Origin of the sequence: Microbulbifer guangxiensis (assembly GCF_021729075.1) — a bacterium.
Lineage (GTDB): Bacteria > Pseudomonadota > Gammaproteobacteria > Pseudomonadales > Cellvibrionaceae > Microbulbifer > Microbulbifer guangxiensis.
Window position 1 is genome coordinate 358,009 of the sequence record NZ_JAJSAQ010000001.1, and the last position, 22,700, is coordinate 380,708.

19 protein-coding genes are annotated in these 22,700 nt (G+C 61.7%); 15 read left to right on the top strand and 4 right to left on the bottom strand.

The window, feature by feature from the left end; genetic code table 11:
- From LVD12_RS01560 to LVD12_RS01585, 6 genes are all read left to right on the top strand, one after another.
- Entirely contained in the window at positions 1 to 2,466 is a 2,466-nt protein-coding gene (locus LVD12_RS01560; protein WP_237065119.1) for an endonuclease/exonuclease/phosphatase family protein, read from the top strand.
- A 94-nt stretch (positions 2,467 to 2,560) separates the two neighbouring features.
- Positions 2,561 to 3,241, top strand: coding sequence for a Bax inhibitor-1/YccA family protein (locus LVD12_RS01565; RefSeq protein ID WP_237065122.1), 681 nt, complete (start codon positions 2,561 to 2,563; stop codon positions 3,239 to 3,241).
- Between the two features lie 64 nt (positions 3,242 to 3,305).
- On the top strand, positions 3,306 to 3,704 hold the full coding sequence (gene tusD / locus LVD12_RS01570) for a sulfurtransferase complex subunit TusD (RefSeq protein WP_237065124.1): 399 nt from the start codon (positions 3,306 to 3,308) through the stop codon (positions 3,702 to 3,704).
- Positions 3,701 to 4,063: a sulfurtransferase complex subunit TusC gene (gene tusC / locus LVD12_RS01575; RefSeq protein WP_237065127.1), complete on the top strand. Its 363-nt coding sequence runs from the start codon at positions 3,701 to 3,703 to the stop codon at positions 4,061 to 4,063. The genes tusD and tusC overlap by 4 nt, the downstream gene beginning before the upstream one ends.
- 2 nt (positions 4,064 to 4,065) lie before the next feature.
- Positions 4,066 to 4,344, top strand: a complete 279-nt coding sequence (tusB, locus tag LVD12_RS01580; RefSeq protein WP_237065129.1) for a sulfurtransferase complex subunit TusB — start codon at positions 4,066 to 4,068, stop codon at positions 4,342 to 4,344.
- Positions 4,345 to 4,346: 2 nt separating this feature from the next.
- The gene (locus LVD12_RS01585) at positions 4,347 to 4,685 is read left to right on the top strand and encodes a TusE/DsrC/DsvC family sulfur relay protein (RefSeq protein WP_237065131.1); all 339 of its coding nucleotides are present in this window, start codon (positions 4,347 to 4,349) and stop codon (positions 4,683 to 4,685) included.
- 9 nt (positions 4,686 to 4,694) lie between these two features.
- Here LVD12_RS01585 and LVD12_RS01590 read toward each other — a convergent pair whose 3' ends face one another.
- Positions 4,695 to 5,102 (bottom strand): secondary thiamine-phosphate synthase enzyme YjbQ, encoded by a 408-nt coding sequence (locus LVD12_RS01590; RefSeq protein ID WP_237065133.1) that lies wholly within the window; start codon positions 5,100 to 5,102, stop codon positions 4,695 to 4,697.
- A 116-nt stretch (positions 5,103 to 5,218) separates the two neighbouring features.
- Between LVD12_RS01590 and trmA the strand changes: the two genes are divergently transcribed.
- Positions 5,219 to 6,307 carry a tRNA (uridine(54)-C5)-methyltransferase TrmA gene (gene trmA / locus LVD12_RS01595; RefSeq protein ID WP_237065135.1) on the top strand — a complete coding sequence of 363 codons (1,089 nt, stop codon included), beginning with the start codon at positions 5,219 to 5,221 and terminating at the stop codon, positions 6,305 to 6,307.
- Positions 6,308 to 6,364: 57 nt separating this feature from the next.
- Here trmA and LVD12_RS01600 read toward each other — a convergent pair whose 3' ends face one another.
- From LVD12_RS01600 to LVD12_RS01610, 3 genes are read right to left on the bottom strand one after another with little or no spacing between them, the layout of a single operon-like run.
- The gene (locus tag LVD12_RS01600; protein ID WP_237065137.1) at positions 6,365 to 6,829 is read right to left on the bottom strand and encodes a DUF2489 domain-containing protein; all 465 of its coding nucleotides are present in this window, start codon (positions 6,827 to 6,829) and stop codon (positions 6,365 to 6,367) included.
- 12 nt (positions 6,830 to 6,841) lie between these two features.
- Entirely contained in the window at positions 6,842 to 7,771 is a 930-nt protein-coding gene (locus tag LVD12_RS01605; protein WP_237065140.1) for an AEC family transporter, read from the bottom strand.
- 6 nt (positions 7,772 to 7,777) lie between these two features.
- A complete protein-coding gene (locus LVD12_RS01610) occupies positions 7,778 to 9,154 on the bottom strand; it encodes a DNA recombination protein RmuC (RefSeq protein WP_237065141.1) in 1,377 nt (458 codons plus the stop codon).
- Positions 9,155 to 9,302: 148 nt separating this feature from the next.
- Between LVD12_RS01610 and murI the strand changes: the two genes are divergently transcribed.
- The 8 genes from murI (at position 9,303) to hrpB (ending at position 22,633) form a co-directional block, all read left to right on the top strand.
- A complete protein-coding gene (murI, locus tag LVD12_RS01615; RefSeq protein ID WP_237065143.1) occupies positions 9,303 to 10,100 on the top strand; it encodes a glutamate racemase in 798 nt (265 codons plus the stop codon).
- 31 nt (positions 10,101 to 10,131) lie between these two features.
- Positions 10,132 to 12,867, top strand: a complete 2,736-nt coding sequence (locus LVD12_RS01620; RefSeq protein WP_237065145.1) for a PD-(D/E)XK nuclease family protein — start codon at positions 10,132 to 10,134, stop codon at positions 12,865 to 12,867.
- A complete protein-coding gene (locus tag LVD12_RS01625; protein WP_237065147.1) occupies positions 12,864 to 16,322 on the top strand; it encodes a UvrD-helicase domain-containing protein in 3,459 nt (1,152 codons plus the stop codon). Before LVD12_RS01620 ends, LVD12_RS01625 begins: the two co-directional genes overlap by 4 nt.
- Before the next feature lie 235 nt (positions 16,323 to 16,557).
- A complete protein-coding gene (locus tag LVD12_RS01630; protein ID WP_237065149.1) occupies positions 16,558 to 17,631 on the top strand; it encodes a 3-deoxy-7-phosphoheptulonate synthase in 1,074 nt (357 codons plus the stop codon).
- 402 nt (positions 17,632 to 18,033) lie between these two features.
- Positions 18,034 to 18,732 (top strand): DUF805 domain-containing protein, encoded by a 699-nt coding sequence (locus tag LVD12_RS01635; RefSeq protein ID WP_237065151.1) that lies wholly within the window; start codon positions 18,034 to 18,036, stop codon positions 18,730 to 18,732.
- 93 nt (positions 18,733 to 18,825) lie between these two features.
- Entirely contained in the window at positions 18,826 to 19,476 is a 651-nt protein-coding gene (tmpT, locus tag LVD12_RS01640; protein WP_237065153.1) for a thiopurine S-methyltransferase, read from the top strand.
- Between the two features lie 69 nt (positions 19,477 to 19,545).
- A complete protein-coding gene (gene trxC, locus LVD12_RS01645) occupies positions 19,546 to 20,004 on the top strand; it encodes a thioredoxin TrxC (protein ID WP_237065156.1) in 459 nt (152 codons plus the stop codon).
- A gap of 73 nt (positions 20,005 to 20,077) precedes the next feature.
- Positions 20,078 to 22,633: an ATP-dependent helicase HrpB gene (gene hrpB / locus LVD12_RS01650; RefSeq protein ID WP_237065158.1), complete on the top strand. Its 2,556-nt coding sequence runs from the start codon at positions 20,078 to 20,080 to the stop codon at positions 22,631 to 22,633.
- Positions 22,634 to 22,700 lie beyond the last annotated feature (67 nt).

Sequence of the window (22,700 nt, forward strand, 5' to 3'; positions counted from 1 at the left end):
ATGATGACGCGGATTGAAACAGCACTGCGTCGCTGGCGCCGCAAGTTCAGCCGCAGTGAGTGGATGGCAAAGCTGCTCAAGCTGCCGACCAGTGACAGCCATCCCAACGACTATGGGCTGGTCATCATCCAGGTAGATGGCCTCGCCTATCCACAACTGGAAAAGGCATTGGCAAAGCGGAGGATGCCATTTCTGCGGCGATTGATTCGCAAGGAACACTATTCGCTGCATCATCTCTTTCCCGGCGTGCCCTCTACCACCCCTGCTGTTCAGGCCGAACTTTTCTACGGTGTCCGCGCCGTTGTGCCTGCGTTCGGTTTCATGATGCGTGACACCAATCAGCTGGTGCGGATGTATGAGCCTGCTGCCGCCGCGAGGGTCGAAGAGAAACTGGAAGCCTCCGGTGAACGCCCCCTGCTGCGGGACGGAAGTTGCTATCTGAGCCTGTTTCGGGCGGGGACCAGTGACGGCGAGGCCCACTTCTGCCCGGCTTCCCGCGGATGGGGGCCAGCACTGCGCGAGGCCAGCCCATGGACGGTACTGCTGCTGTTGCTCAGCAACTTGTGGGGCCTGGTGCGCACCGGGGCCCTTCTGGTGGTCGAGACATTCCTCGCGCTGATCGATTCCATTCGCGGCATGATCGGCGGACAGGACGTCTGGCGCGAACTGATGTTTGTCCCCACGCGGGTGGCGGTGACCATCCTGATGCGGGAGCTCTGCACGTTTGGTGTAAAAATCGATATCGCCCGCGGCCTTCCCATCATCTACGTCAATCTCCTGGGTTATGACGAACAGTCCCACCGCCGTGGTCCCAGCTCCGCCTTTGCCCACTGGACCCTCAAGGGTATCGATGATGCCATTGCCCGAATCTGGCGGGCTGCCCACCGCTCCGAGCGTCGTCAGTATGATGTGTGGGTTATGTCCGACCACGGACAGGAACACGCCGAACCCTACGAGAGCCGCCACGGCCGGGGCATTGGTGAGGCCCTGACTGAGGCGCTGGCTGAGCTTCACAAGGATACCGATGACTACCGCAGCACCGGCAGGCACGGTCACCAGCTGCAACGCGCACGGCTGTTTGGCAGCGAATGGATCGAGAAACTCATCCCCGATGTGGATAGCGGTGAAACGGAGGGGAAATCCCCCCTGGCACTGGCGGCCCTGGGCCCCATGGCCATGCTCTACAACCTGCCCGTCGAACCGGCCCAACGCGCCAGGGTGGCACAGCTGATCGTCGAAAAAGCCTCCGTGCCTCTGGTCCTTTACCAGGATGGAGATGGTGCTGACGCCCCGGTCCGCGGCTGGCATCGCAGCGGTCCTGTGGAGCTGCCGCGGGACGGCCACTGGCTGATGGGTGATGCGCACCCCTTCCCGGATGAAACCGCCGCAGACCTGGAAAAGCTCTGTCGGCACCCGGATGCCGGGGATTTTCTCATGTCCGGCTGGTGCGCTGGCGAGGAGCCGATGACGTTCGCGGTGGAGAACGGCAGCCATGGCGGGCCCGGCCCGAACGAGACCCATGGTTTCTGCCTGCTGCCGGCTGACATCCGCGCCCCCCGCAAGGGCCACTGGCGGGCCGAGGACCTCCGCCAGACCGCCCAGGCGTTCCTCGAGCGGGCCCAGCCCCCGTCTCCCATCCCCCGCCCGGTGGCGGACCGGACCATCCGCGTCATGACTTACAACGTGCACAGCTGCCGGGGCGTAGACGGTCGCTACGCGCCAGAGCGGATTGCCCGGGTCATCGCACGTTACCAGCCGGACGTGGTTGCCCTGCAGGAGCTGGACGTCAGCCGGCCGCGCAGCGGCAGTGTCGATCAGGCCCAGCAGATCGCGCATTTCCTCGAAATGGAATTCCATTTCCACCCGGCCATCCACCTGGAGGAGGAGCGCTACGGAGATGCCATCCTCTCCCGCCTGCCCATGCATCTGGTAAAACGGGACATCCTGCCGGGGCCGCCAGAGGGCTCCGGCAACCGGTTCCTGCCAACAGTGGATGAACCCCGAGGTGCGCTGTGGGTCGAGATCGAGCTGAACGGCGCAAAAGTCCAGCTCCTCAACACCCATCTCGGACTGCAGAAGGCTGAGCGACTGGCGCAGGTAGAGGCATTACTCGGCCCTGAGTGGCTGGGCCACCCGGACTGCCGCGGTGCAAAGATTCTGGTCGGCGACTTCAATGCCCTGCCCAACTCTGCAGAACACAGACTACTGTGCACCCAACTACGCGATGCCCAGCTCCACTCACCCCGCTACAAGCCCCAGGGCACCTACTTCAGCCGCATGCCCAAGGCACGGATTGACTATGTGTTCGTGGACCGCCACCTGCGGGTCAAGAAGATCCAGGTGCCGAGCACCGAACTGACCCGGCTGGCGTCTGATCACCTGCCGCTCATCACCGATATCGAGCTGCCCACGCGGCAAAAACCACAGAAAAATCAGGGAGAAAGCAAGGAAAGCCCTGCTCCATAGCCTTTTCGGTCGGGAGAACCTTCCGCTGACTTGATGGTCCAACCAACCAGCTATATGATTCGTCTCAATCGTTAAATAGCAGGAGTCGCTAACAATGCAGCCGCAAGTTTATACCCAGACCCGTGCACTGGATCGCTCGGAATCGGCGAAGGTACTGCGCAACACCTACGCCCTGTTGGCCATGACAGTGCTGTTCAGTGCTTTCACCGCCGGCATCGCCATGGCTGTGGGCATGGGCCGCGGCATGGGCATCATCTGCTCCATCGCCGCCATCGCGCTGGTATGGTTCGTTCTGCCGCGCACCGCAAACTCCGCTGCTGGCGTCGGTGTGGTCTTCGCCTTTACCGGCCTCCTCGGCGCCTCCATTGGCCCGCTGCTCAACCACTACCTGGGTATGGCCAGCGGCGGCCAGGTCGTGATGCAGGCCCTCGGCACCACTGCCCTGATCTTCTTCGCCCTGTCCGCCTATGTGCTGACCACGCGCAAGGACTTCAGCTTCATGGGCGGCTTCCTGTTCGTCGGCCTGATCGCCGTACTGGTGTGCGCCATCGGCATGATGATCGCCGGTTTCTTTGGCGTTTACATGCCCATCGCCCAGGTGGCCCTGAGTGGCGTCATCGCCCTGCTGTTCTCCGGTTTCATCCTGTATGACACCAGCCGTATCGTGAACGGCGGCGAGACGAACTACCTGATGGCAACCACTTCCCTGTACCTGAACATCCTGAACCTGTTCACCTCCCTGCTGCACATCTTCGGTTTTGCTTCCGATGACTGATTGCCCGCAGTGACCTGAACCCTCAATGCCCCGCACTGCGGGGCATTTTAGTTTGCAGGCCCCGATGATCTTTTCCCTCGTCGTGTATTCAGCACCCCACGCCGGCGAATCTGCTGCCACTGCGGTGCGCTTCGCCCGCGCCCTGGTGGATCAGGGACACCGGCTCTACCGGGTGTTCTTCTATGGCGACGGGGTACACAGTGGCAGCGCGCTGGCAGCCCCGCCGCAGGACGAGCAGGACCTCCTTGGCCAGTGGCAGGCACTGTACAGGGAGCACGGCGTGGACCTGGTGGTCTGCATTGCCGCCGCCCAACGGCGGGGTGTGCTGAGCCAGAGTGAGGCGCAGCGGCTGGAGCGCCCGGCAGCCAATCTGGCCGAGGGCTTTGAGCTGGGCGGACTGGGCCAACTGGCAGACGCCACTGCGCACTCTGACCGGATCGTCACTTTCGGGGGCAGCGCATGAGCCAGATCACTCTCGCCATTTGCCGCCACGCTCCCTACGGGAACGCTTTGGCACGCGAGGGCCTGGAGGCCGTTCTCGCTGCGGCCGCAATGGACCAGACACCCGATGTCCTGTTTACCGGCGACGGTATCTTCCAGCTGTTACCTGACCAGGCAGCAGGGGAAATCGATCAGAAAAGCCTGCACCGCAATCTGCAGGCATTGCCCATGTTCGGGGTCGAACAGATTTATGTCTGCCAGCGCAGCCTCGAGGAACGCGCGGTATCCAGCAACCGTCTAGCCATTGCGGGTATCAACCTCGTTTTGGTCCAGGACACCGGCGGCCTGATCTCCCGCTACCAGCACGTTCTGAGCTTCTGAGAATGACACTGCATATCGTCAACCAGTCGCCCTACCGCACCAGTGCTCTGCGGGATTGTCTCGATGCCATGGCCGATGGCGATGCCCTGCTGTTGATTGAGGACGGGGTCTACGCAGCCGGCGCCCCCACTGGCATCGCACCAATTCCCGCCGGCACCTACTGCCTGCAGGCAGATGCCGTAGCCCGCGGCATCACACCTGCGAAATCCATCACCCTGATCGACGATGAGCGCTGGATAGCGCTCTGTGTCGAGCACACACCCATCGTCAGCTGGTTTTAGGGATGAGTCAGTCAGTCACCATCGAGGGCCGGGAGATCCCACTGGACAAGGAGGGTTATCTCCGCCATTTGCAGGACTGGAGCCCGGCGGTAGCCGAGTACATGGCCGCCTCCGAGGGCATCGACCTGACCGAGGCCCACTGGGAAGTACTGAACCTGTTGCAGGACTTCTATCGGCAATTCGAACTGTCACCCGCCATGCGGCCGCTGGTGAAGTACGTCGGCCAGCAGCTTGGCCCCGACAAGGGTCGCAGTATCTACCTGATGCAACTGTTTCCCCCGAGTCCCGCCAGGGTGGCCAGCAAGATTGCGGGCCTGCCCAAGCCTACCAACTGCCTTTAACGGCGTCGCTCATGCCACGTGCATGACCACGCGACGCCTGCCGGCGTGGTGGCGGTGTTCCCACAGGTAAAGGCCCTGCCAGGTCCCGAGGAGCATGCGCCCATTCTGTACCGGAATCGATAGACTGGTGGCGGTCAGTGCGGCCTTGATATGGGCCGGCATATCGTCCGGACCTTCCATGGTGTGGGTATAGAAGGGATCGTTTTCGGGTACCAGGCGGTTGAGCCAGTTCTCCAGGTCATGCCGCGCCGATGGATCGGCATTTTCCTGCACCAGCAGGCTGGCGGAGGTATGCTGGATGAAAAGCGTGCAGAGCCCCTCGCTGACCCCCTGAGTAGCCAGCCATCCGGCCGCTTCCTCGGTGAATTCGTGCAGGCCCTGCCCGCGCACTAGTATTTCGATTTGCCCGACCGGCATCGCTTCCTCCTGCGCGCCCGCTCGACCAAGGCTGAGCGGCTCGCAACTGCGTTATACGGGAACGGCGCGGGTCGCTATAATCCGCGCCCGCCCGCTAACCGAGACTGGACGCTTGTATGGCCCTGCACCAAGTAAACACCGACGACTACCGCGCACAGCTCGCCGAAAAGGCAGAGCGACTACGTGAGGCCTACGAACCTTATACGGATCTCGAGCCGGAGGTGTTTCCCTCACCACCAATCCACTATCGCCTGCGTGCCGAGTTCAAGATATGGCACGAACAGGGTCGCGCCCACTATGCCATGTATCGCCAGGGTGAATACAAAAAACCCTTTATCATCGATGAGTTTACTGTCGGCTCAGAGCTGATCAACCAGCTGATGCCGCAGGTGCTGGCGGCTGTCAACGAGAGCGGAACGCTGAAAAAGCGACTGTTTTCTGCAGAATTCCTCACCACCCTCAGCGGAGACGCACTGATCACGCTGATTTACCATAAAAAACTCGATGATCAGTGGCAGGCGGAGACACGGGCTCTACAGGAGAAACTCGGCTTCCCGATACTCGGGCGCTCTCGGAAACAGAAAGTGGTGCTGGAACGGGATTATGTGACCGAGCAGCTGGAGATCGACGGCAGTACCTACCAGTACAAGCAGGTAGAGGGCAGTTTCACCCAGCCTAACGGCGAGATCTGCCGGGCCATGATCGGTTGGGCCCGCGACGTGTGCCGGAACTCACAGGGTGACCTGTTGGAGCTCTACTGCGGCAATGGCAATTTCACCATTCCGCTCGCGGGACTATTCCGCAAGGTACTCGCCACGGAGATTTCCAAGGTTTCTGTGGCTTCGGCGCAGGAGAATATCCGCGCAAACCACATCGACAACCTGGAGATCGTGCGGCTGTCGAGCGAGGAATTCACCCAGGCCATCGACAAAGTTCGGCCGTTCCGCCGCCTCAGGGATGTGGACCTGGATAGTTATGAGTTTTCCACCGTACTGGTGGACCCGCCCCGGGCGGGCCTGGATCCGGACACCTGCGCCATGGTCGCCCGTTTCCCGCGGATTCTCTACATCTCCTGCAATCCGGAAACCCAGCTGGAAAACCTGGCCGAGCTCAGTAAGACGCATCGGATTGAACGCTTTGCGCTGTTTGACCAGTTCCCCTATACGGAACATACCGAATCGGGGCTGCTGCTGGTCAGAAAATAGCGCGGACTCTTTCGCTGCAGGCCGCCCGGCCTGCCTCGTGACCCCAGCAGGTTTCGTCTAGAAACTGCGGCCCAGAATGCGGCGCGCGGCGTCCAGGGCGAAATCCCGATACTCCCGCTCGAGGTTCGCCATTTCCTTCTCAAACTGAAACTGCTCCTTACGTGAAAGGGCCTTCCAGTCTTTCAGAATTGGAATGTGACTGGCCTTGTCGGCCACGGTGTAGAACACCACAAACTCCTCCCGCACACTGTCCCCAACCTGCAGCGCATCCAGCAGCACCCGGAGTCGGATGGACGCCTCTGTCAGGCCGACGCCCTCGTCCAGCAGGGTGCGGGCGATAATCTGGATACTGTCGTTGACCCGCTGCCGCTGGGCTTCGGCCGCCTGCTCCAGCTCTGCCAGCTGCCGTGCCTGCTCCCGCTGTTGCACCTGCAATTTACGCAGGTAAAAGCCTGCGACGATGGCGAGAGTAAAAATCACCAACCCAGCCAGCACCAGCAACCAAAGGGGGAATTGCGACATAGCAGAACCTACTTAAAAAAAAGACTTCAACAAGGCCAGACCAATACTGGCAGTGACAACGGACAGTAAGGTGCTCAGGGCCACGATATTCGCAGCCAGCTGGCTGTTACCTCCCATGGCGCGCGCCATGATAAACGAAACCGTGGCCGTGGGCGCAGCGGCCATGAGGAAGAGTACCCCCATGGACTGGGAGGGCAAGCCGAAAAGCCAACCGAACACCAGTAATACAAGTGGCACCATGACCAGCTTGAAGACGGACGCACCGACGGCAGCAAGGGAACTGCGCCGCAGGAGACTGAAATCCAGGCTGGCACCAATACAGAGGAGTGCCAGCGGCAAAGTGATCGAGGCGAGATATTCTCCCGTCTGCAGCAACATCACCGGGAAGCGCAACTCAAATTGCCTGGCGAGCAACGCCAGGACGATGGCAATGATCAGCGGGTTCTGGGCAATGTCCCTCAGCAGCCGACGCCAACTGAAACGGGAGTGCTGGCTGTATACGGCAAACAGGGAGACGGCAGCAAGGTTGTACAGCATGGTCACCACAGCCATGAGCAATGCAGCCTGGGCCAGACCATTGCTGCCGTAGGCCTTTGCCGCCCAGGCCAGACCGATGATGCCCAAATTCCCGCGGAACGCACCCTGGATGAATGCACTACGGTCACCGTACTCCAGCGGTCGAGCCGACAGCCAGGCCAGGGGCATGGAGACCAGGGTTCCCAGAGCTGCGGCCAACAGCAGCGGCCCCTCTTCTGCGAGGGCCGACTCTGCCGAGAAAATATTGATGAACAGCAGCACCGGCAGCGTAATCAGGAAAACCAGCCGCGAGGCGTCGTCGACGAAGGAGTCACTGAGCAGCCGGGCGCGACCCAGCCCGTATCCGATTAGCAGGGTCAGGAAGATCGGGCCGGTAACGGAGAGCGCAAAGGCAAATGTCTCCACTGGATTTTAGTCGCTCTCCACTGCGGGTTCTAGCTCGGGCAGCGCCGCCTTGTGATTTTCACTGGCCTTTTCCCGCAGGTCCGTATCCAGCTGCCTACGGGTCTTGGCACCGAGCTTGCGCAGACTGTCGATGCGTTTGACCGCGTTGCCGCGCCCGGTAGCAAGCCGCTTGTAAGTCTGCTCGTAGGCATCTTCCGCCTGCCTGATGCGGTTGCCCAGCTCGTCCAGTGACTCCAGCACCATGGCAAACTGGTCGTGCAGCTTGCCCGCCTCAGCGGCGATTTTTTCCGCATTCTTGTTCTGTTTTTCATAGCGCCAGATGTTTTCCACCGTGCGCAACGTGGCCATCAGCGTTGTCGGGCTGACCAGCACGATATGTTTGTCGTAGGCATCCCGAAACAGGCCCGGGTCTGCCTGCATCGCCAGCATGTACGCCGCTTCGATTGGCACGAAGATGAAGACGAAGTCGAGGGTCCGTACTCCTTCAAGCTGCTCGTAGGCCTTTTTGTTCAGGCCGGCAATGTGGCTGCGCAGTGACTGGACATGCTGCTTGAGGGCCTGCTCCCGCCCTTCATCATTTTCCGCCGAGCAGTACCGCTCGTAATCCACCAGCGAGACCTTGGAGTCGATGATCAGGTCCTTGTTCTCCGGCAGCCGCACGATCACGTCGGGCTGGCGGCGGCGACCATCGCTGGAAAAGCTCACCTGGGTATCGTACTCCCGGCCACGCTGCAGGCCGGATTCCTCCAGCAGGCGCTCCAGTACCACCTCGCCCCAGTTGCCCTGCACCTTGCGGTCACCCTTGAGGGCGGAGGTCAGATTGATCGCCTCATCGCTGATACGCTGGGTCTGCTCGCGCAGCGCCCTGATCTGGCCCATCAGGCTGTTGCGCTCGGCGTTTTCGCGGTCGTAGACGTGCTCAACCCGCTTGCGGAAGTCACCCAGCTGCCGTTCCAGGGGGTCCAGACTCTTGCGCAGGCTGTCCTCGCTCCGCCGGGCGAATGCCTGCTGTTTTTCCTCGAAGATCCGGTTGGCCAGGTTCTCGAACTGCTCGGCCATCGACTTGCGCGTCTGCTCCAGAAGCTGGCGCTGCTCTGCCAGTGCCGCCTCACTTTTCTCGACCAAAACCTCACTTCGGGTCAGCCTCTGTACCTTGTCCGCCAGCTCTGCCCGCACCCCCTGCAGTTCCGCGGAAACCGCCATCTCTCGCTCGCGGCTACTCTCCAGACGCGCCAGGCTCACACCCAGTTCGGCGCGACACTCGTCCAGCCGACGGGCAGGGCCAAGCCTGGCCAGCGCCACCGTTGCTACCAGCAGGCAAACCACCAATAGTGCTCCTATCAGGGCCATCTCGAGGGTGATCTGCAGGGGGAAGTACTCCATAAACTCTCTCTTATGCAATCCCTCCGCGCACCTCAGAACGGCCTCAAGCGGACGGGATTTTGATATGCTTTCCGCAGATCAACTGCGGGTGGTAAGTTTGACAAGCGGGCATTCTAACAAGGGCCGGAAGCCGGCCCCAAGCGCACTGGTGTTTGACTCCGGCGTTGGTGCCATCAGCATCGCCCGCGAGATCCGCCAGCTACTGCCCGGCCTGACCCTGCACTTCGGGGTAGACAATGGCTTCTTCCCGTACGGTGACAAAAGCGAGCAGGAACTGCGCCCGCGCATCGTCACCTGTGCTACCGCGATGATGGCGCGGTGCAGGGCGGACATCCTGGTGGTCGGCTGCAATACCGCCAGCACCCTTGCGCTGCCCGCCCTGCGGGAGCGACTCCAGCAGCCCGTGGTTGGCGTGGTCCCTGCGGTGAAGCCTGCCGCGGCTGCCAGCCGCACCGGCACCATCGCCCTGATCGCCACAGAGGGAACGGTCAACCGCCATTACACCCGCGACCTGATTGCCGAGTTTGCCAACGGCGCCAATGTCATCAACGTACCCGCCCCGGAACTGGTCCGCCTGGCCGAGGCCAAATTGCGCGGCGAGCCGGTCACAGAGAGCCAGCTGGCCCCCGTCATTGCGCGCATTTTCGATGTTCCCGGCGGCCAGCGGGTGGACACCGCCGTACTCGCCTGCACGCACTTCCCCCTGCTCCGCGAGGAGCTGGCCCGCTGCGCTCCCCGTCCAGTCGAGTGGCTGGATTCCGGCGCGGCCATTGCCCGGCGGGTGCAGTGGTGGCTTCAGGAACTGCAGCTGGTCCTCCCGGACCTCCCCGGCCCCGGCAAACTGATGTGCACTTCTGCTGACGGACACGAGCGACTCAGGACTGCATTCCGCGAGTTCGCATTCGAGAACAACCCGGAAGTGGTGAGCCCCGCGGGCAAAGACTAATAATCAACATCAGAGCGCCTCAGGAGCCCCCATGCTGCAACCAGCATTTGCCGCCCTCGAGATACTGGCCCGGCTGCCCGACAACAGTTTGCTGCTGACGCCCAACAACCGGCTGCGCAACCGCTGCCAGCAGGTTTACGCCTACCATCATGGCGAGCGGGGCAACTGGGCCCCACCGCCGGTGGAATCCCTGAGGGGATGGCTGGACTCGGTCTGGGCACGGCTACAACAGTCCGGCTGGCAACCCGCCTGGAAACCGGTCCTCAATGCCGAGCAGCGGCAGCTGCTCTGGCAGCGCGCCCTCGACCAGACCCTCGAGCGGCAGCTACTCAACAGCCAGCAGTTGTGCCGGGATGCAGACGCCGCACTGTCGCAGCTGTTTCAATCCCGCCTGTTACCGGATCCAGGAGACCTACGAAGCCTCGATGCTGTCCTCGCCGCACCGCTGGAGCAATTTGCCCTGTCCCGTCCCGAGTATCCCCTCTTCGACCTGATCGAAGCTTTTGCCCGGGAACTGGATATCCAGGACGCAATCACCCCCGATCAGCGCGACCTGTTGATTGCGCAGGCCTTCCGCACCAATGCTGCGCCGCTGCTGGCGGAAATCCACCTGGCGGGCTTTGCACAGATCCCGCCCCTTGCCCGCCACATCATCGAGCTTGCCGCCGGGACCGTGATCGAGCATGAGGCGGTATCGAGGGCGGGCAGCCTCAATGTTGCTGGTTGCAGTGACCTGGAAAGCGAGATCACCCAGGCCGCCCGCTGGAGTGCAGAACTACTGCGCGATGACCCCCATACCAGTATCGGAATTGTCGTGAACAATCTGGGCCAGTGCCGGGATGAGGTGGAAACCATCTTTACACGGGTTCTGGAACCCCAGGCCATGGACCCACGGCGACCCCGTTATACCCTGCCCTTCAACTTTTCTGCCGGCACGCCTCTGGCCCAGACCGCTGTGGGTGCGGGCGCCCTGCAATTGCTGGAGATTTTGAAGGATGAATGGGAATACCCGGCACTGCGCAGCCTCCTGTTCAGCCCGTTCTGGGGCACGATGACCACCGGGGCCTCTGATCAGGCCACGAGCAACGATGATGAACTCTGGCTGCGCAGCGCCCTGTTCCGAACCCTGGAAAAACGCGAGCTGGGTACTGTACGCGGCGATGTCCTGAGAAGCGCTGCCGAGAAGGTCGCCACACGGATCGGCTTCGAATCTCCGCAACTTCCCCGGCAACTGGAGCTGATCGGTGATCGTGCTCGCCGCTGGCGACAGGCACCAGCAGAAGTCTGGGCCCAGCGGTTCTCGCAGACCCTGGCGGCCTTGGGCTGGCCCGGGCCGCGAAACCCCGACAGCCAGGAGTACCAGCAACTCAAACTCTGGGAGCAGGCTCTCGAGGACTTTGCTGCGCTGACCCCCTTTGCTGGCACACTCACATTAATGCAGGCGCTGCAGCACCTGCGCCGCATTGCCAGTCGCACACCGTTCCAGGCCGAGACGCGCGACGGACCGGTGCAGATCCTCGGGGTACTGGAAGCAGCCGGCCTCTCCTTTGACCACCTCCGACTGGTCGGCTTCGGCCAGCAGCACTGGCCACCGGCACCGGCTCCCAATCCCCTGCTGCCCATTCAGTGGCAAAAGCACTGGCAGATGCCGAGGGCCAGTGCCGAACGTGAACTCGAGCTGGCCCGCCAGCTGACGCGCGACCTGCTGGAAGCCAGTGGCAATGTCGTGGTGAGTTATGCCCGCGAAGCGGATGGTGTGACGCAGGCGCTGAGCAGCCTGTTCCCAGATGCCGGCCCGGGGACGGAGTTCAGTTCTGACCCACTGCAGGAGTATCAGCAAAACCTGCAGCAAGGCTCCCCGCTGGAACGCCGGGCCGACAGCAGCTTCCCACCCCTCGAGCCCGCGGAATGCAGACCCGTGCGCGGTGGCTCGGGCGCACTCAAGGCCCAGGCCCTGTGCCCCCTCAACGCCCAGCTGCACTACCGCCTGGGGGCCAGCCGCTTCAACGAGCCGACCCTGGGACTGAATCCGGCCGAACGGGGCAAGCTGGTGCATGAAGCGCTGGCACTATTCTGGCGGCAATGCGGTGATTCCGGCGCGCTGGCCGCGCTGGATGACGTAACGCGATCCGGGCAGATCGACAGCGCCGCAGCAACCGCCATTGACCGCCTGCGGCGCCACCACCGCCACCTGCCGCGAGGGTTCTGGCTGCTTGAGCAGCAGCGCCTGGCTCGCCTTCTGGCTCAATGGCTGGAACTGGAAGTGTCCCGTCCGGCATTTCTGGTGGAAGAAGTGGAGTGGGACCGGCAGGCGGAGATCGGCGGGCTGCAGTTGCAATTACGCCTCGACCGGCTTGACCGACTTGGGGATGATTCCCTCTTGGTCATCGACTACAAGACCGGCCAGACCACAGTCAGCGACTGGCTGCAGGCACGGGTACGCGAACCACAGCTGCCACTCTATGCGTTGACCCTGCCGGAGTCGCGCGCGGTGGCCTTCGCTCAGGTCCGCTGGGGGGACTGCAAGTGGAAAGGGTCCGGCGATCTGAAGCAGCCCATCGAGGGCATCAAAGCAGTGGCTGAGCTGCAGAAGGATGGCCCTTTCGGCAGCTGGGAGGATCTGACAGATCACTGGGAAAAGGGCCTGGCGCAACTCGCGGAAGAATACCGCAATGGTTTTGCCAGCCTGCAGTTCGACCGACCTGCCGACAACAATCGCGACCTGTGGCCCCTTAACCGCTGGCCGGAGAGGGAGCGTGGCAAATGAGTGATGAGGTCATCGTGGAGCAGAGCCATCAACCCGTCGACGCCGCGGCCCGCGCTGCAGCGCTGGATATCTCCCGCAGTTTTGCCGTATCAGCCCCGGCAGGTTCCGGCAAGACCGGCCTGTTGACCCAGCGGGTACTGAAATTACTTGCGCACTGCGAGCAGCCCGAGGACGTTCTGGCCATTACCTTCACCCGCAAGGCCGCCGGAGAGATGCGCGAACGCCTGCTTCACGCACTGCTGCAGGCCCGGGATGAACCCCGCCCGGACAACCCCCACGATGCAGTGACCTGGGATCTGGCGCGGGCGCTGCTGGAGCAGGACGAGCGCCATCACTGGCAACTGCTGGCGGCACCACAGCGACTGCGTTTCCAGACAATCGACGGTCTGTGCCGAAGCCTCGCCAGCCAGTTGCCGATTGACAGTGGCCTCGGCGCACCCGGCGAGCCACTGGAGCAGCCGGGTATCGCGTTCGAACTGACCGTGACCAGGCTTCTGGAGGGCCTCGACGCGGATGAGCCGGACGGCGCTCTGTCGCAACTCCTGTTACATCTGGACAATGACCTGGGGCAGCTGAACAAGCTGCTGCAGACCCTGCTGGAAAAACGCGACCAGTGGCTGGCCCAGTTGCTGGGTGTCGGCTCCGCGGATGCCCGGGCCTACTTCCATCATGTGATCGACGAATTGGTGGAAGACAATCTCGCAGCCTTCGACGAAGCATTGGGGAGCCTGGCCGGTGAACTGGCAGAAATCGCCCATTACGCCGGGCGGAACCTGCTGCAAGAAAATTCCGCGCACCCCTTGTGCCGCTGGGCGGACCTCGATGGCATGCCAGGCACTGATCCCGGCAGCCTGCCGGACTGGCTGGCACTGACGGAACTGTTGGTGACCGCTAAGGGGGAGCTGCGCAAAGCCGGCGGGCTGAATAAAAAACTGGGCTTTGTGTCCCCGGCCAAAAAGGATCCCGAGCATGAGCGAGCGCAGGAATACAAGGCGCGCATGAAGGCCCTGCTCGAAGGCATGGCCGAGAGCCCTGACCTGCTCGCCGCCATTAACGAAGTGCGGCAACTGCCCACCGCCCTGCCGGAGAGCCAGTGGCAGCTGCTGCAGGCCATGGCCGAAGTGCTTCCTCGTCTGGTGGCACAGCTCAAACTCGTCTTCCAGCAGCTCGGCGCAACCGATTACACCGAAGTCGCCCAGGCCGCGCTGATTGCCCTCGGGAACAGCGACGCCCCCACTGACCTGGCATTGAAACTCGACCTGCAGATACGACATATCCTGGTGGACGAGTTCCAGGACACCTCGCAGCTGCAGTTGCAGCTACTGGAGAAACTCACCGCCGGTTGGCAACCAGGGGACGGACGCACCCTGTTTATCGTTGGTGACGGCATGCAGTCCTGCTACGGGTTCCGCAATGCGAACGTGGGCATTTTTCTCGATGCCCGCGCCCGGGGTATCGGCGAAGTCTCCCTGACCCCGCTGGATCTCCAGGTGAACTTTCGCTCTGACCGCGCGGTGGTGGACTGGGTCAATCGAGTCTTCTGCCGGGCATTTCCCGCCCGGGACAACATTGGCCGCGGTGCTGTGCGCTACCTGGACTCGGTCGCCTTCCGGGACGGTGGCAGCCGACCGACGCCTGCGGTGCAATTCTACGGTTGTATCGAAGATCCCGAACGTCGGCGGGAAGCCCACCAGGTGACAACCCTCGTACAGCAATTGCGGGACAGGGAACCCGAAAGCCGTATCGCCATCCTTGTGCGCAAGAAGCGCCATCTGGAGCAGATTCTTCCGGCTCTGGATGCGGCCGGGATCACCTACCAGGCGCCGGAGCTGGCTCCCCTGGCCAGTAAGATGGCCATCATCGACCTGCTCAGTCTCACCCGCGCCCTGCTCGACCCCAGCGATCGCCTCAGCTGGTTGGCCATACTGCGCGCCCCCTGGTGCGGACTTTCATGGGCCGATCTCCACTGCCTGGCAAACCTCGACAACGGCACGCTGCATGGCGCGGATGCCGCAGTGCGGCCGTTGCTGCAGGCTCTGGATAACCCGGACGCAATTCAAGGGCTCAGCGAGGATGGTCGCCGGCGCCTGGGGCGTGTCGCGCCGTTGCTGTCCAGCGCCTGGAGGGAGCGCAGCCGCAAGCCCCTGCGGGTCTGGATCGAGGGCCTGTGGCTGGCCCTTGGCGGGCCGGCCTGCGCGGGTTCCGACGAAGTGGCCAACGCTGCGGATTACTTCCGCCTGCTCGAACGCTATGACCGCGGCGGCAGTATCCCGGACTGGCGGGAATTCCAGCTCGCCCTCGAACAGCTGTTCGCCCGTCCCGGTAACGACGCGAAAGTCCAGGTCATGACGATCCACAAGTCCAAGGGGCTCGAGTTCGAGCACGTGTTGATACCCGGACTCGACCAGGGCGGCAAGCCCGGTGGTGACCAGCTGCTGCGCTGGGCGGAGTGGCTGAACCGGGAGGGCGACAGCCGTTTCCTGCTGGCACCCAAAAGTGCCCGCGGCGATCGGGATCCGCTGTTCGACTTCCTGAAGTACGACAATAACGAACGGGAGCGACTCGAGGGTACCCGCTTGCTGTACGTGGGTTGTACCCGTGCCATCCACTCGCTGCACCTGCTCGCCTGCGTGGAAACGGAGGAGAAAAAGCCGGGCTTCAAGGCACCTGGCTCCGCGTCCCTTCTCGCGGGCATCTGGGACTCCATTGCAGGACAGCCGGAGTGGTCTCATTGGCTGGACCCGGAACACGAGGACACAAGCAAGAACGCCGCAACGGATGCACCCGACCGGGATTATTTCCTGCACCTCCACGACGACTGGCGCGCACCGGAATTGCCGGCGCTCGAGTGGCTGGCACTCTACCGGATGCCGGACTACCGGCCAGATGAGGCTGAGGAACCCAACCTGCCGGAGATTGGCAAGGTCGGCCAGCGCTGGCTGCGTCATGCCGGTACCGTTGCCCATGAAACCCTGGCCGCCATCACCGAAACCGGAATCGAGGGCTGGGATGCAGAGCGGGTTTCAAGTCAGCGGCCCCTGTGGCAGGCAAGACTCAAACAGCTGGGGTTGTCGGGCGCCTCTCTCGAGGCCGCCGCAGACAAGGTTCAGCAGGCCATTCTCAGCACCATTGGCTGCCAGGAGGGCCGCTGGCTACTGGACAACAGGCACCGGGAATCTGCCTGCGAGCTGGAAGTCCACAGTGGTGGCCGGCATCTGAAGCGCTCCATCATCGACCGCACCTTCATTGATGAGCAAGGGGAGCGCTGGATCGTGGATTACAAAACGGCGGAGCCGGCCGATGGTCAGGACCCGGAGACGTTTATCAGCGAACAGCTGGAAAGCTACCGGGGCCAGCTCGAAACCTATAGCCGCCTGTTCATCGAGCGCGGCGAGAAAAAAATCCGTCGCGCTCTCTACTTTCCGCTTCTCCAGGTCCTGGCAGAGCTCCGCTAGGGCCGGTGCCCATGTCACCCGGCCCCGGTTTTGCCCCATGGCGTGACCACGGGCCGGGGCAATCCGGCTCCTAAAAATCCGGTGCTGTTGGAAGTCTGTTTGCCGCCAGCCGCTGCTTGCTGCAACTGCCGTATGGTTTCAAATGAAACTCTCGCCCGGACAGACCGGGAGCAGTAGGATAGTCCTTCCAATTCATTGACTTACCGTCTTTGAGGCGCAACAGAAAGACAGAGAAATGACCAAGCAGCAGTTCGACGACCTGAATGTCGTCTCCCAGGAAGTACTGATCAGCCCCAAAGAACTCAAGGCCGAAGTTCCCGTCAGCGAAGCGGCGGAAAACACGGTGGCAGCCGGCCGAACGGCTGTGCGCGAGATACTCGACCGCAAGGATCACCGCCTGATGGTGGTGATTGGTCCCTGTTCCGTGCACGATGTCGATGCGGCCATGGATTATGCCCGCCGGCTGAAGCAAGTCGCGGACCAGGTTTCCGATACCCTGCTGATTGTCATGCGTGTCTATTTCGAAAAGCCGCGCACCACCGTGGGCTGGAAGGGTCTGATCAACGACCCCTACCTGAACGATTCCTTCAAGATCCGGGATGGCCTGCATATCGGCCGCAAACTGCTGCGAGATATCGCCGAGCTAGGCCTGCCGACGGCCACCGAGGCGCTGGACCCCATTTCCCCCCAGTACCTGCAGGACCTGATTTCCTGGTCTGCGATTGGCGCCCGTACTACCGAGTCCCAGACACACCGGGAAATGGCCAGCGGGCTTTCCTCTGCCGTGGGCTTCAAGAACGGTACCGATGGCAGCCTGGATGTGGCCATCAATGCCCTGCAGTCCACCGCCAACCCGCACCGCTTCCTCGGTATCAACAAGGAAGGTCAGGTGGCGATCATCCACACCGCCGGCAATCCATACGGCCACGTGGTCCTGCGTGGCGGCAACGACAAGCCCAACTACGATTCTGTCAGCGTCGCCGTGTGCGAGCAGGAGCTGCGTAAAGCGGGCCTGACGCCGAACATCATGGTCGACTGCAGCCATGCGAACTCCAACAAAAACCATGAACTGCAGCCACTGGTCGTGGACAACGTCACGCACCAGATCCTCGATGGCAATGAGTCCATTATCGGCATCATGGTGGAGAGCAACCTCAAGGCCGGCAATCAGAAAATCCTGGACGGCCACAGCCAGATGGAATACGGCGTATCCGTCACCGACAAGTGCATCGACTGGGAAACCACCGAGAAGATGCTGCTGGGAATGGCAGAGCAGCTGCGGGATGCCCTGAAAAATCGCAAAAGTTAGTATTGCCGCCGATTTCTCTTGGATATGGGGCTGGCTTTCCAGCCCCATTCCATGTTGCATGAACTGCCAACCTCTTATCAGCCCCCTCAGCCCTCGCAACCACTTCGAAGAACCTACCCCCTGAAAGCCGGCCCTGGCCAGTTGGATAAACGTCCTGATACTGACCTGGCAACTGTGGCATTCAATTCAACCCTCAGGTCAATAGAGACGCAAGTGCAACCCCTTGAGAGAGGCTCACTCTCTTGCGGCCATTCGATCTTGCTATAGACTTCTCAGCTCATATTGATGTCAGTCAGCAGGTCAGCAGGTCAGCAGGTCAGCAGGTCAGCAGCTTGAGATAAAAGAAAGACACGCCAAAGACCGAGATCTAAATAGGGAAACAAGAAAAAAGGAAACCCTCTCATGGATGTCAAACAACAATATTTACTGGCAGCACTTCTGTTCTCGATCATACCAACAGCTGTATTCAGTTATGATGCGCTGCTTCTCAGCGGAATGACCAGCATCCAGTCAGTGCAGGCTATCTTTGCAAACAGTGGCAAACATGTTGAAGCATTCTCCATCGCCACTGCCCTGTTTTTTCTCAACCTGCTGGCACTGCATCAAGCGAGGCTGGCATCTGGTTACATTATCAATTATCGAAGGATAGCCTCTGGCTCCTCTCCCTATGAAAGCATTAACGAGGCGAAATCATTCAGAGGAACCGCCATCAAGCTGTTGGTGATTTACTTCTGGATGCCGGGTCGCATGTCGCGATCAGATTACCTGGTCTTTGGGATTCTGATACCACTGCTGGTAACCCTGTATCTTCTCTCTTACGTGCTCTTTAACGCCCAGTTTGCTACGGGCGACGGCAAGGTATATTTTGCTCAGGGCGCACTGACACTCACAAAAGTCATACCGCCACTGTTAGTGATCTCCCCGGCCGTCAAACGGTTTCACGATATAGGAAGATCTGGTTTTTACGCCCTGACATTTTTAATCCCACTCATTGGCATATTTATCTGGCTCGGCATGGCATTGATCCCTCCCGCCACAAAACCGGCAGGCAATCGTGAGGAGAACTTTGCCCAGCGCACAGAAATCTCTTCGTCAAACTGATGAGAAGAAATCCCTGCTTCTTCAGGAATTGGTAAGTCCGGTATTGGAAGCGCAGATTTCATACGATCGATTTTCAGGCTTTGGTAGACTTTGATGGAACCGGAATTCTGGCACCAGCGCTGGCGGGACAATGAAATTGGCTTTCACGAGCCAAAGGCGAATCCCGCACTGGTTCGCAACCTCGAGATACTGGGATTGCACAAAGGCCGCCGTTTCTTTTTGCCGCTCTGTGGCAAAACGCTGGACATCGGCTGGCTTCTCTCGAAGGGCTTTGCCGTGGCGGGCGCAGAGCTGAGTGAAATGGCTGTGGAGCAACTGTTCGACGAGCTTGGGGTCGAGCCGGAGATCAGTCCCGGGGGACAACTGAAACGCTACCGGGCCCCGAACCTCGATATCTTCTGTGGCGATATCTTCGATCTCACTGAGGAATCCCTCGGACCGGTGGATGCCATCTTTGATCGCGCCGCCCTGGTGGCACTGCCGGAACCCATGCGCGCGCAGTATGTCACCCATTTGATGACAATCACTGGCCGTGCCCCACAGCTGCTGGTGACGTTCGTTTATGATCAGGCACTGATGCCCGGCCCACCATTCTCAGTTCCCGATGATCTCGTGGAGCGCTACTACGGGGATCACTATGGCCTCAGGCACCTGGAAAGCAAAGCCGTACCCGGTGGTCTCAAGGGACTGGTACCGGCAGAACAACACGTCTGGTTACTCGGCCCGCCAACCGGCGCGAACTAGGGTCCTCGGGGCTCTGATTCCCCCGCGCAGCACCGATACCTCCCACAAAACTGAGCCTGGTACCCGTCCATGACCGAGAACGCCACCCTCCAGATCGTCTGCCCTGCCTGCGGCGCCGTAAACCGTGTGCCCTCTGACCGCCTGGATGAGCGCCCAGTGTGCGGAAAGTGCCGCAGCGCGCTGCTGGCCGGCCAGCCGATCAATGCCACCGACCAGACCTTTGGGCGCCTGATCGAAAAGTCAGGTTTACCGCTGGTCGTCGACTTCTGGGCACCCTGGTGCGGTCCCTGCCAGCAGTTTGCACCAGTTTTCAGCCAGGTCGCCGGAGAAATGGCGACCCGGGCACAGTTCGTCAAGCTGGATACACAAGGCAACCAACAGACGGCCGCGCGCTTCCAGATCCGGTCTATCCCTACACTGATGGTGTTCCACCGCGGCCGGGAAATCACCCGCCTTTCCGGGGCCTTGCCGAAGCCCCAATTCCAGCAGTGGCTACAACAAAACCTCCCTGCCTTGCGTACCAACTAGAGCACACAGCCTCTTGGAGGAGGGCTGCAATGGCCCGACTGCTTCTCATGAGTGACGCGGTATAATACCGGCCATGTCTGAGTTACCCATCCACGCCGCCCTTCCCGATCTGCTCGACGCACTGAGCCAGCAGAGCAATGTGGTGCTGCAGGCGCCCCCCGGTGCGGGCAAGACCACCGCAGTCCCGCTGGCGTTGCTGGATTGCGAATGGCTGGAGGGACGGAAGATCATCATGCTGGAGCCCCGCCGGCTGGCGGCCCGGACTGCAGCGGCACGGATGGCATCGCTTCTGGGGGAGCCGGTGGGCCAGACAGTAGGCTACCAGATCCGCGCTGAGCGCAAGGCGGGCGCGAACACACGTATTCTCGTCGTCACCGAAGGTATCCTCACCCGCCTGCTGCAGTCCGACCCGGAGCTGGCTGGCACTGCCCTCGTCATCTTTGACGAATTCCATGAGCGCAACCTACAGGGCGATCTATCCCTGGCCTTGTGCCTGCAATCCCAGGAATACCTGCGCGAAGATCTCAAGCTGCTGGTGATGTCCGCCACACTGGACACCGAATCCGTGGCCGATCTGCTGGGCGGAGCGCCAGTTGTCAGCAGCGAGGGACGCAGCTATCCGGTGCATATTCATTACCTTCCCCATCATCAGCTGCCACAGGATTCCCGGCAGATGCCCGCGCTGATGACGCGGCAGATCGTCGAGTGGTTGAAACGGGAAACCGGTAGCCTGCTGGCGTTCCTGCCCGGCGTCTGGGAGATCCGTAAGGTAGAGGGCCTGCTGAGAGAGCAGCTGGCAGATCGTGCAGACATCACCGTCGCACCCCTCTATGGGAATCTCACCAGGCAGCAGCAGGATACGGCTATCGCACCGGCGCCCGCGGGCCAGCGCAAGGTGGTACTGGCCACGAACGTGGCAGAGACCAGCCTGACCATCGAGGGTATCCGCATTGTCGTGGATTCAGGGTTGATGCGGGAGTCCCGCTTCGACCCCAACACGGGCATGAACCGGCTGGTGACGACCAGGATCTCACGCGCCTCGGCGACGCAGCGCAGTGGGCGAGCGGGCCGTCTTTGCGAAGGTGTCAGTGTCCGCCTGTGGACCGAGTCTCAACAGGACACCCTGGCCCGCAAAAACACCGCGGAAATTCTCCTCAGTGACCTCTCTCCATTGATGCTTGAGCTCGCGCAATGGGGGGTGACGGATCCGGGGGAATTACGCTGGCTTGACCTGCCCCCTCCCGGGGCCGCTTCCCAGGCACAGGCCTTACTGCAGCAACTTGGGGCAATCGACAGCGAGCACCGGATTACCCACCATGGCACTGCCATGCTGGAACTCGGGACGCACCCGCGGCTTGCACATATGATGATCCGCAGCCTTGACTGGGGCATGACGGAGGAGGCCTGCCTGCTTGCAGCCCTGCTCTCCGAGCGCGACATATTCCGCGGGTCATCCCGCCGGGACCGGGATATCCAGAAACGCATCGACCTGCTGCAGGGCCGGACACTTACCGCCCATGCCGACCCCGCGTCCTTACAACGTATTCGGCAGCAAGCGAAAACCTGGCAGCGCCAGCTGGACAGAAAAGCCAGTGGCGAGACCGGCCACGACGAGCCTTTCGATAGCTGTGACCGGGTTGGTGTGTTGCTCGGTCTGGCCTACCCCGACCGAATTGCCAGGAACCGCCACGACCGGGAGCGCCGCTTCCTGCTATCCGGGGGGCGCGGTGCCCACTTCAGCCACGATGATGAACTCGCCCTGTCGGACTACCTGGTGGTAGCCGATCTAGACGGCCAGGGACGTGATGCACAAATCCAACTGGCCGCACAGATTTCCGAGCCCGCTATACGGCGGGCTTTTCCGGAATTGCTGTCCGAAGAAACCACCGTGCGCTGGGACGATAGCAGTGGGCGCGCGGTCGCCGGCACACGCACCCTGCTTGGGCGGCTGGTACTGGAGGAGCGCCCCGCCTCCCACATTTCACCGGAATTACTGAGCCAGGCACTCCTCGACGCAGTCCGGCAGCGGGGGCTTTCGGCACTTCCCTGGAGTCAGGAGGCAGGGGCGTTAAGGGAGCGGGTGCTGTTTCTCCAACGCGCGGCAAGCGACCATCCGGACTTGCTCGGCGGCCTGTCCCTGCCCGACTGGAATGACGAGGTGCTTACCGAGAGTCTGGAACAGTGGCTCCTGCCCCACCTCGCAGGTATGCATAAACTCGAGCAGTTGAGGCAGCTGGATCTCTACCGCATCCTGCAGGGGCAGCTCGCATGGCCTGTGCAACAGCAACTGGATGCCCTTGCCCCGAGCCACGTGACTGTGCCCAGCGGCTCCCGGGTGGCCATCGACTACTCACAGGAGATCCCGGTGCTGCCCGTGCGACTGCAGGAAATGTTCGGCCAGGCACAGACACCGGCGATTCTCGGCGGCCGCTACCCGCTGATGATTCACCTGCTCTCCCCTGCCCGTCGGCCAGTACAGGTCACCCGCGATCTGGGTAGCTTCTGGGCTAACACCTATCAGGAGGTGCGCAAGGAGCTGCGAATCAAATACCAGAAGCACTTCTGGCCCGACGACCCGGCAACCGCCCAGGCGACCAGCACGACCAAGAAGCGCATGCAGGCAAAATAGTCCGAGGGTTCTGAATCAAGCGCGCGTCTTATGATGACCGCGGGGACCGAACCCGCTAGGCTATCGG